This is a genomic window from Blautia sp. MSK20_18, assembly GCF_020553125.1.
GTDB lineage: Bacteria > Bacillota > Clostridia > Lachnospirales > Lachnospiraceae > Blautia_A > Blautia_A fusiformis.
In genome coordinates this window covers 1-7668 of record NZ_JAJCGR010000065.1, presented here as the reverse complement: position 1 = coordinate 7668, position 7668 = coordinate 1, and the positions used below count along the sequence as shown (strand labels likewise).

Annotated in this window: 8 protein-coding genes; 4 read left to right on the top strand and 4 right to left on the bottom strand. The window is 39.5% G+C overall.

From position 1 onward, the window contains the following. The first annotated feature begins 137 nt into the window (after positions 1-137). On the top strand, positions 138-2063 hold the full coding sequence (locus LI091_RS17930; RefSeq protein WP_173734624.1) for a leucine-rich repeat domain-containing protein: 1926 nt from the start codon (positions 138-140) through the stop codon (positions 2061-2063). A gap of 70 nt (positions 2064-2133) precedes the next feature. Here the strand turns inward: LI091_RS17930 and LI091_RS17925 are convergent, their stop codons facing one another. The 4 genes from LI091_RS17925 to LI091_RS17910 form a co-directional block, all read right to left on the bottom strand. After that, entirely contained in the window at positions 2134-3243 is a 1110-nt protein-coding gene (locus LI091_RS17925) for a plasmid recombination protein (RefSeq protein WP_173734623.1), read from the bottom strand. A 152-nt stretch (positions 3244-3395) separates the two neighbouring features. Next, complete coding sequence (locus LI091_RS17920; RefSeq protein WP_173734622.1) at positions 3396-3716, bottom strand: hypothetical protein; 321 nt, start codon at positions 3714-3716, stop codon at positions 3396-3398. A 112-nt stretch (positions 3717-3828) separates the two neighbouring features. Beyond that, a complete protein-coding gene (locus LI091_RS17915) occupies positions 3829-4293 on the bottom strand; it encodes a DUF6465 family protein (RefSeq protein WP_173734621.1) in 465 nt (154 codons plus the stop codon). 58 nt (positions 4294-4351) lie between these two features. Further along, positions 4352-4657, bottom strand: a complete 306-nt coding sequence (locus LI091_RS17910; protein ID WP_173734620.1) for a hypothetical protein — start codon at positions 4655-4657, stop codon at positions 4352-4354. 167 nt (positions 4658-4824) lie between these two features. Here LI091_RS17910 and LI091_RS17905 point away from each other — a divergent pair, with 167 nt between their 5' ends. The 3 genes from LI091_RS17905 to LI091_RS17895 all read left to right on the top strand — a co-directional run bounded on the left by LI091_RS17905 (position 4825) and on the right by LI091_RS17895 (position 7102). After that, positions 4825-4998 (top strand): hypothetical protein, encoded by a 174-nt coding sequence (locus LI091_RS17905; protein ID WP_265191427.1) that lies wholly within the window; start codon positions 4825-4827, stop codon positions 4996-4998. Positions 4999-5002: 4 nt separating this feature from the next. Further along, complete coding sequence (locus LI091_RS17900) at positions 5003-5185, top strand: septum formation initiator family protein (protein ID WP_265191426.1); 183 nt, start codon at positions 5003-5005, stop codon at positions 5183-5185. 351 nt (positions 5186-5536) lie between these two features. Further along, complete coding sequence (locus LI091_RS17895; protein WP_265191425.1) at positions 5537-7102, top strand: leucine-rich repeat domain-containing protein; 1566 nt, start codon at positions 5537-5539, stop codon at positions 7100-7102. Positions 7103-7668 lie beyond the last annotated feature (566 nt).

Here is a 7668-nt window from a genome sequence, read left to right as displayed (position 1 = left end):
TATGCGCTTTCATCTCGGATATAGAATAACCGAGGATTCCCGCTTTAAATCCTAAAAAGTAAAATCGCGGTTTTTTTTGTATGCGCTAAAATGCGGCATATTAAGTGCAAATAAGAAACAAAGAAAGGAGAAAAAAAATGGATAAAATAAAAGTCATACGCAAAAACGGAGTAACCTATTATCTCCAGCCATATAACACCATTCATACCGGTTTATGCTGTTGTGGCATAGAAGTTCCTGATTGGGTAACGACAGTAAGATTTGACAATTCTATCCTTGATGATGTGCACGTCACGAAAAAATACAATGGCACTGCGAAACCCGAAGTTATTCAGGATGTAAAAAAGAGATTTAAAAAATACACAAAAGGAATTGTATCAATCCGGATTCAGGAAATGGCAAATGGACGTAGGTTTGAAAATATCAAAAAATTGATAATCGGAGAGTCTATAAAGAAGATTGTGATTGAAAATGAAATGTTCCCAAATGTCAGATGTATAGAGTCGCATTCTGAAAATTTCTATTCCGGAAGCATGCTGATGGAGCGTACTTATCCAACAGGAGGTGAACTGCTCAATTCTTTTTGTCTTGGACCTGATGAGCCTCTGGATTTAGATAAAGTTGTATGCATCTGGAAGGAGGGCGCATTAAGAGGCTGCCAGTCTCAGGAAATAAAAAATGCAGAAAACCTTTTAACAGCAAATGCAGAAACTTTCAGGAATTCGCTTATCAAGACAACTGACCGAATAAGGGAATGCGGCGTTACAATGATGGGGCCAATCATAGTTGATGCAACGTATGAGCCAAAGGATAAGACTTATATCATGCCAGAGTATACCGCTGCGATTTGCCAGAACATTGCGTTTAATCCAGACACTACAATGGTGGTGCAGAACAATAATACATTTCTGAGATATATGATTTACGGCGCAGTCGTAAAGAATGTATTTTTTGAGGATACATCGCATATTTCGCTTGCAGATATTGAAAACATGAGAGGTATAAATATCGAATTTTCTAAAAAAAATCCAGAATATTCATCAAAAGACGGCCTCGTGTATTCAAAAGATATGAAAATGCTGATTTCATGCAGTCATAGTAAGAGTGGGAAGGTAGTCATTGCAGACGGAGTCGAAGAGATACGAGAAAATGCTTTCGCGTATCGTGATATGATTGAGTCTGTGCATATTCCTGATAGCGTAGAGCGCATCGGGGACAATGCATTCACAAACTGCGATAATTTGAAAAGCGTAGTTTTTGGAAACAGTATCAAGTCAATTGGAGCATTTGCATTTTATTGTTGTTCCAATCTGAGACAGGTCGAATTTCCTGATTCCCTGAAAAGGATTGAGGCACGCGCTTTTGATGCCTGTAATGAATTAAGGCACCTGAAACTAAACGAAGGGTTAGAATATATTGGAACGGGCGCTTTTGATGGAGGTAAGATAAGACACGCTAAACTTCCATCAAATACTAAAGTATCAAAGGGAAGCCTGAGCGGTGTCCAGCGTGTAGAACTACCTGATGAAAGGATACCAGGAAATATCACGTCTGCTATCATTGGAGGGTATCCACAGCTTTTTGATGATATGAAAAATATCCCATTACGTATGGACACAGCAACTGATGATGGCCTGGTCTATTGTTTAAAAACGCCAACACGAAAAATCGTGATACCTGTAACGCTTAAGTGCAGCGAAAATAAGCGCAGAAGATTTCAGGCAGAGTCCAGAAAGCTGGTAAATGGAGAACCACATAATTTCTTCAAGTGCTGTTCAACATTGCAGCAGCAGATTGCCATTGCTTATATGGAGTATGAAAACCAGCCGACAGAAGAGAGCAGAAAGTTTTTAAAAGGATATGGAAAAGAACTTACAAAAGTGATGCTGGAGCAGCATATGGAGAAAGAACTTACTGACTTAATAAGAAAGGACCTGTTTTCATGCGTGATGCTGGAAGAAATGTATTGCATTTCTTCAGATATGGGTGCAAATGTTGTAAGTGCTTATATTCTGAGTAAATTGGCAGGCGAAGATAAGAAAGAACTTGATTTTGCGATATAAAGATATCGGCAGGCTGCTTCAGCCTGCCTTTTTTGGTTGCGATTAGTTTACAATAAAATAATTATGTCAATTACCTGTCATTGTACATGCTTTCTTTCCAGTCATCGCGATGCGCTGCGGCCTGCCTGCGCTTGTCTTCTTCATAAATCTCAATGATTGGCTGGTCATGAAGTCTTGTCGTCTGCATGAAGCGTTGTACGTTTTGCAGTTCTTTTTCAAGCTTGGCGTTTTCTTTCGCTAACTGTTCGGCCTGTTCGCGGAGAGTCTGATTTTCTTTTGCGGTATTACTGTGCTCAAAGTCTTTTATCATCTGTAAAAGTTCTTTTCTTTCTGCCCGCATGGCCTTTATGGACTTCAGCAGAGGCTTCACCTGCAGCCAGTCAGGCTCCCGCATAACGGTAAAGCCATTTGAAGTAGAAGTCTTTATATTGTCAATATCTTTTTCCGCTTTTTCGCCCATGCCGGCCATTTTTAAGATACGCTGTTTCCGCTCCAGTTCTTCTTCAGCGCGTGAGATTTCTTTGGTCAGGTAATTGCATCTGTCATTTAGTGTTTTCTTTTTTAGTTCTTTGACGTTTCGTTCGTAGTCTACGGTGTCTTTTTTTACCATATTCAACTGTATACCCATCTGTGCAGATATATAATCCTGCAGCTCTATCTGGAATTTAGCCCCATAACAGTCTGCTAGGGCTTCTTTTGCACATACTTTTTCATGCTCTTTATCTTTGTCTTTTACGATGGGAACGAAAGTAAAATGCATGTGTGGCACGTTTTCATCCATGTGTACATATGCTGAGACAATGTTTTCTTCGCCATGCTTATCCTTAAAAAAATCATAAGCATACTGAAAAAAATCGCGACATTCGTCCATATCGTTTGGCACATAATAACTTTCGCCATCTGTGTCAACAACCTCATGACATAATTCCCTGGGCATTGTGACAGCCCAACTACAGACAGCCTTGACATCATCGCGCTTCATCATCTTTACGTTGTCCTGATGGGTGCGTTCTTTTACGAAATCATAATCAGATAAACCTGTATGCTGACCATATGCCATATTAAAGTTTAATTCGGTCCGGTCCTTATGGATATGCGAGCCGGAATTCTTCTGCGTGCGGCTGCAGTGAGCAAGCAGCCGCGGCGCTTCATTCATTCTAAATTTTGCAACTGATGCCATTGCTTTATCCTCCTGTTGATTATAAAAATAGAACAGCCGGCAGTACCGGCTGGAATTTTCTTTGTCTGGTAATTGTTACCAGATATAATATGGAGGAAATAAAAGAAGATAAAAAAACCGTCGCAGCAATGCTGCGGCGGTACGACTGAAACTTAACTTTTTGTAATCTTGATGGGTCCTGCCTCCTCGTATTCGGCTGTAATGGTATTGAATTTCTCTTCATGGTCGGGGCCTTCGGCTTCTGCCATATACTGCTCCTTGGTAATATATGCAGCATCAACCTCGATATGGTTAGTCTCTTCGCAGAATACAGCGACTTTCATCAGTAAAGACTTCAAGGTTTCTTCATCAAGAGGAACGGAGAAGTCCGTATCCATCTTAAAGTAAAATGCAACTTCAGGTTCGTCTACTTTCCAGAGCTTGATGTACAGCTGTAAATATCCAATAAGTTCCAGTTTTTTGATTTCTTTCATTTTTTTTCTCCCTTCTTTGTAAAAGAAACTTTTTATTCTTTTTTAATATGCGAAAAAAAAGAGAAAAGAAAAAAGCCGCAGGCTCTGCCTGCGGCGGGTTGCGTGTTACTTTTTAGCAGTTGCTGAAATGCACTTTCTGGTTTTCGCTGCCTTCACCATTTACGGTATAATAAGCGGTCTGCTCAGCAATATTAAGATAAATAGTGATATCACCTTTCATGCCTTTGTCTGCGGCATCTTTTTTCACGGCCTTCTCAACTGCTGCCATGGATACGCTTGCTCCATTAACCTCAACCACAGTGTCAGCAATACGTGTCCTGACCGCTTTTGCTGCTGCCTTGACATGTTCTTTTGTTTCTTTTGCGGTTTCCGTTACTGTTTCTTTTACAGCTTCAGAGACAACAGATACAGCCTCCTTAACTTCCGGTTTGTTCATATGTTCTTCAATGTTTTCACCGGCTGCTTTTACGGCTGCTTCTGTCTTTTCTGCTACAGTTTTTGCGGCCTCCTCTGTTTTAGCGACGGCCTCAGTCGCCTTCTCAATCATTTTCTTTTTTGTGATTCTTTTACTTGCCATTTCTTTTAAATTCTCCTTATTTTTAATTTTCCAGCGTGATGCTGGTTTTTTAACCCAGTTAGTTGATGTATTCCACATTGAGTGTGCCTTTCCTGCGCATATTGACATTGAGAGTGTTGGCCGGGTCTGCAAGCCTCCGGTCGTCGTTAACAGAGAGCAGAACTGATTCCGGATGCCGGCTCAGGACAGTTTCTGTTGCCCGTGCAAGAAGTTCAGCAGCAGTTTCTGCATGTATTTCCTGGATTACCTGCTGATATTCAGCCTTAATACCATCAGGCTCGTTTGTGTCAACGTCTAAATTACATGTAGCCATTAACTTAGGCGCTGCTTCTGTATTGTCCACAAAATTAATTGTTAACGTCATATCTCTGACCTCCCTTTGTTTCTGCACTTTTTTAAGCACATATATATTATGCCAAATTTTTCAAAAAAAAGAAAGGCTGAAAAAGAAAGGACGATAAGAAGAAAAATGGTCCGCAAAAAAAGATAAAAAATAAAAAAATCCTGCATATTGTACAATGAAAAGAATGCGTGAAAGGGTTCAAAAAAAATGGAAAAGCGGGAGCAAAGAGTACAAAAGATAATAGAGCTGCGAAAAGAAAAAGTAGAAAAGCAAAAAAGAAACATCTGGGGCATGGTCTTGATAACAGTCATTGTACTTCTTATGATATTCATCATGCTGTATCAAAAGAAGAAGATAGTTGACACGATGGCTTCTTATGATGTCCGCTATGAAACACTGCAAAAGTCTATTAAAGAAGAAAAGAAGAATGCAAAAGAGATTGAAAAAGAAAAAGAATACATGCAATCTGATGAGTATATTGCACAGGTGGCAAGGGAGAAGCTTGGACTGGTAAAAGATAATGAGATTGTATTCGAGGAAGAAGACTAGCACTTTGGTAAGAAGTGCTTTTTCTTTTTGCCTGATATCTGGCATGTTGAAAATGAAAATAAACAAAGAAGGGAGAAAAAATAATGAAAAAAAATAAAAGAAAAGATGACGGTTGTGTCTGCGGATGGAAAGGTCACATTCTATCTTGAAAAGCGGTCTGACGTATGTTTGTATGACTGCTTGCATTTGGATGTCATCGATGATGTGGAAGAACTGCGGCTGGACATTCCCGGAATGACTACGCTGCTATTATCTGAAGAACATGCCTTTCCAAGTGTAAGAAAAATCTACATCGGAAAAGAAATACAGAACATAATGATATATAATAAGACATTTCCGAATGTAAGAGAAGTGGAATCTGACAGTAATGTTTTTTGCTCGGGGTCCATGCTTGTTAGAAACGAAAATTTCGGCATGAGCAAGACTCTTTTAAACACATTCTGCCTGAAAAGTGATGAAACTGCTGACCTGAATGGCATTGCAGACATTGTAGGAAGTGCTTTTTACGGCTGCGAATGCACAAAAGCAATTAATACGGAACAAGTAAAGCACATGAGTGCTTATGCTTTTCGTGACTCTGCGTTTGCAGATGCAAAGAAAAATCCACCTGTAGATGGTCTACTGATGGCTGGAAGTATCATTATAGCAGCAGACCCGCAGGCTGACAAATATGTGATTCCAGATTTTGCGACACTGTGCAATAGTTTAAAGTTTAATCTGTCTGCGACACTGGTGGTGGAAAATGTTACAGTCTCAGCACATATATTATATCTTTCAGGAAAAATAGAAGAAGTGCATGGATTGCCCGAGACAGTAGTTATCAATGATTCAGCATGCATAGATGAGCTTAGTATTTTGAATATCGTGAACCGTCCTGGAAATCTGCGCCATATCATTTTTGGCGAAAAGAATACGGAATATGTTGCCATTGATGATATTGTCTACACAAAAGACATGAAAAAATTACTATGTTGCGTCAAATCCAAGACCGGGAACGTAGAAATTCCGAGTGGGGTAGAATATATTGCGAACGATGCTTTTTATCACTGCAAAGAAATCGACTCCGTAAAAATGCCTGACAGCATAACAGAAATAGGGAATTTCGTTTTCGGAGACTGCAAAAATTTAAAACAGATTATTTTCAGTAAGAATCTAAAGAAAATGGGAACAGGATGCTTCATCGCATGCGAAGGCCTGGAGGCAGTAGATATTCCTGGTTCACTGAATGCAATCCCACGTGACGCTTTCAGGAATAATAAAAATCTGAAAGATGTAATTCTTCATGAAGGTTTACAGTCAATCAAACAGAGGGCGTTTTTCGAAATCGGTTCTTTGCCCAAAATAAAATCACTGCGGCTTCCAAAGACTGTTAAACATCTTGACGCGAATAGCCTGAAAGAAATACCGTATATTGAAATTTTGTCAAATAAATTTCCAGAAGGCATGGTCGGTGCAATCGTAACGACGAGTCCTGTTTACAATGACATTGGTATATTGCAGATAAAAACGCCTGATAGTCTGTATTTTCTTCCGCCGGCTATGACCAAAGCGAATATATCACGTTTGGAGGATGATATCTGCTTGAGCGGGCCCGATGCGCTGCTTTCTTCATATAAGTATGCACTTACATGGGATGCAAAAATAGATATAGCCTTTGCGATATACGAGGAACATAAAACTGCAGAAACTGCACGATACTTAGCCAAAAATGCTAAAAAAATAGCAAAAAAGGCGATGGAAACGAATGATTTGGAGATGCTGACAAAATTACTTGAGTACGATGTTTTCTCTAAGAAATCGATAAGGTTTATCTACGACCTGATTTCTGATGACGATAATGAAAAAATGGTAACTACAAAAGCATATGCGTTGGAGAAAATGCAGAGAAGAGCAAATAAGAACAACTTTTCATTATGACAAAATAAGAGAGAAGGAGGCATGGAAAAACGCTGTGCCTCTTTTTTTTGTGGAGCGGCGCGAAGAGTGAATATTCCGAATTTTCTAGATTTTATATTTTACAGTACTCTTTTAAATTTACATAATATTATCGATGGACGGGAGACCGCGGCCACCATCCGGTTATCTGTCGGTTCGGAGGTCGCTGGACGTGCACGGGGAGTCAGAAACCCCGTCCACGTCTGGTGAAGGTGAACGTAAGTTCACCGAATCATTATTGTAAACTTTCGGTAAGCAAATCCGCAAATTTTTTCTGCAATAGCAAAATCTATCATACTGAAAATAGAAATATACAAAGAAAGGAATAAAGATATGGGTACAGAAAAATTGCATAAATTATGTTATCAGCCCGGGGTTGTCATGTATGTTGATGATTACAATATTTGTCGTGATATGGAAGTAAGCCCGGACGTTTCTGTTTTACACATAGGAGAACAGAAAAAACCTTCCAAAACAGACCCACCGCTGTTGTTTAGGATTTAAAGCGGGAATCCTCGGTTATTCTATATCCGAGATGAAAGCGCATA

What these genes read in the sequence shown, in the direction of transcription:
- LI091_RS17930 (WP_173734624.1), top strand. Translation starts at nt 138, where the DNA reads ATGGATAAAATAAAAGTCATACGCAAAAACGGAGTAACCTATTATCTC.
- LI091_RS17925 (WP_173734623.1), bottom strand. Translation starts at nt 3,243, where the DNA reads ATGGCATCAGTTGCAAAATTTAGAATGAATGAAGCGCCGCGGCTGCTT.
- LI091_RS17920 (WP_173734622.1), bottom strand. Translation starts at nt 3,716, where the DNA reads ATGAAAGAAATCAAAAAACTGGAACTTATTGGATATTTACAGCTGTAC.
- LI091_RS17915 (WP_173734621.1), bottom strand. Translation starts at nt 4,293, where the DNA reads ATGGCAAGTAAAAGAATCACAAAAAAGAAAATGATTGAGAAGGCGACT.
- LI091_RS17910 (WP_173734620.1), bottom strand. Translation starts at nt 4,657, where the DNA reads ATGACGTTAACAATTAATTTTGTGGACAATACAGAAGCAGCGCCTAAG.
- LI091_RS17900 (WP_265191426.1), top strand. Translation starts at nt 5,003, where the DNA reads ATGGCTTCTTATGATGTCCGCTATGAAACACTGCAAAAGTCTATTAAA.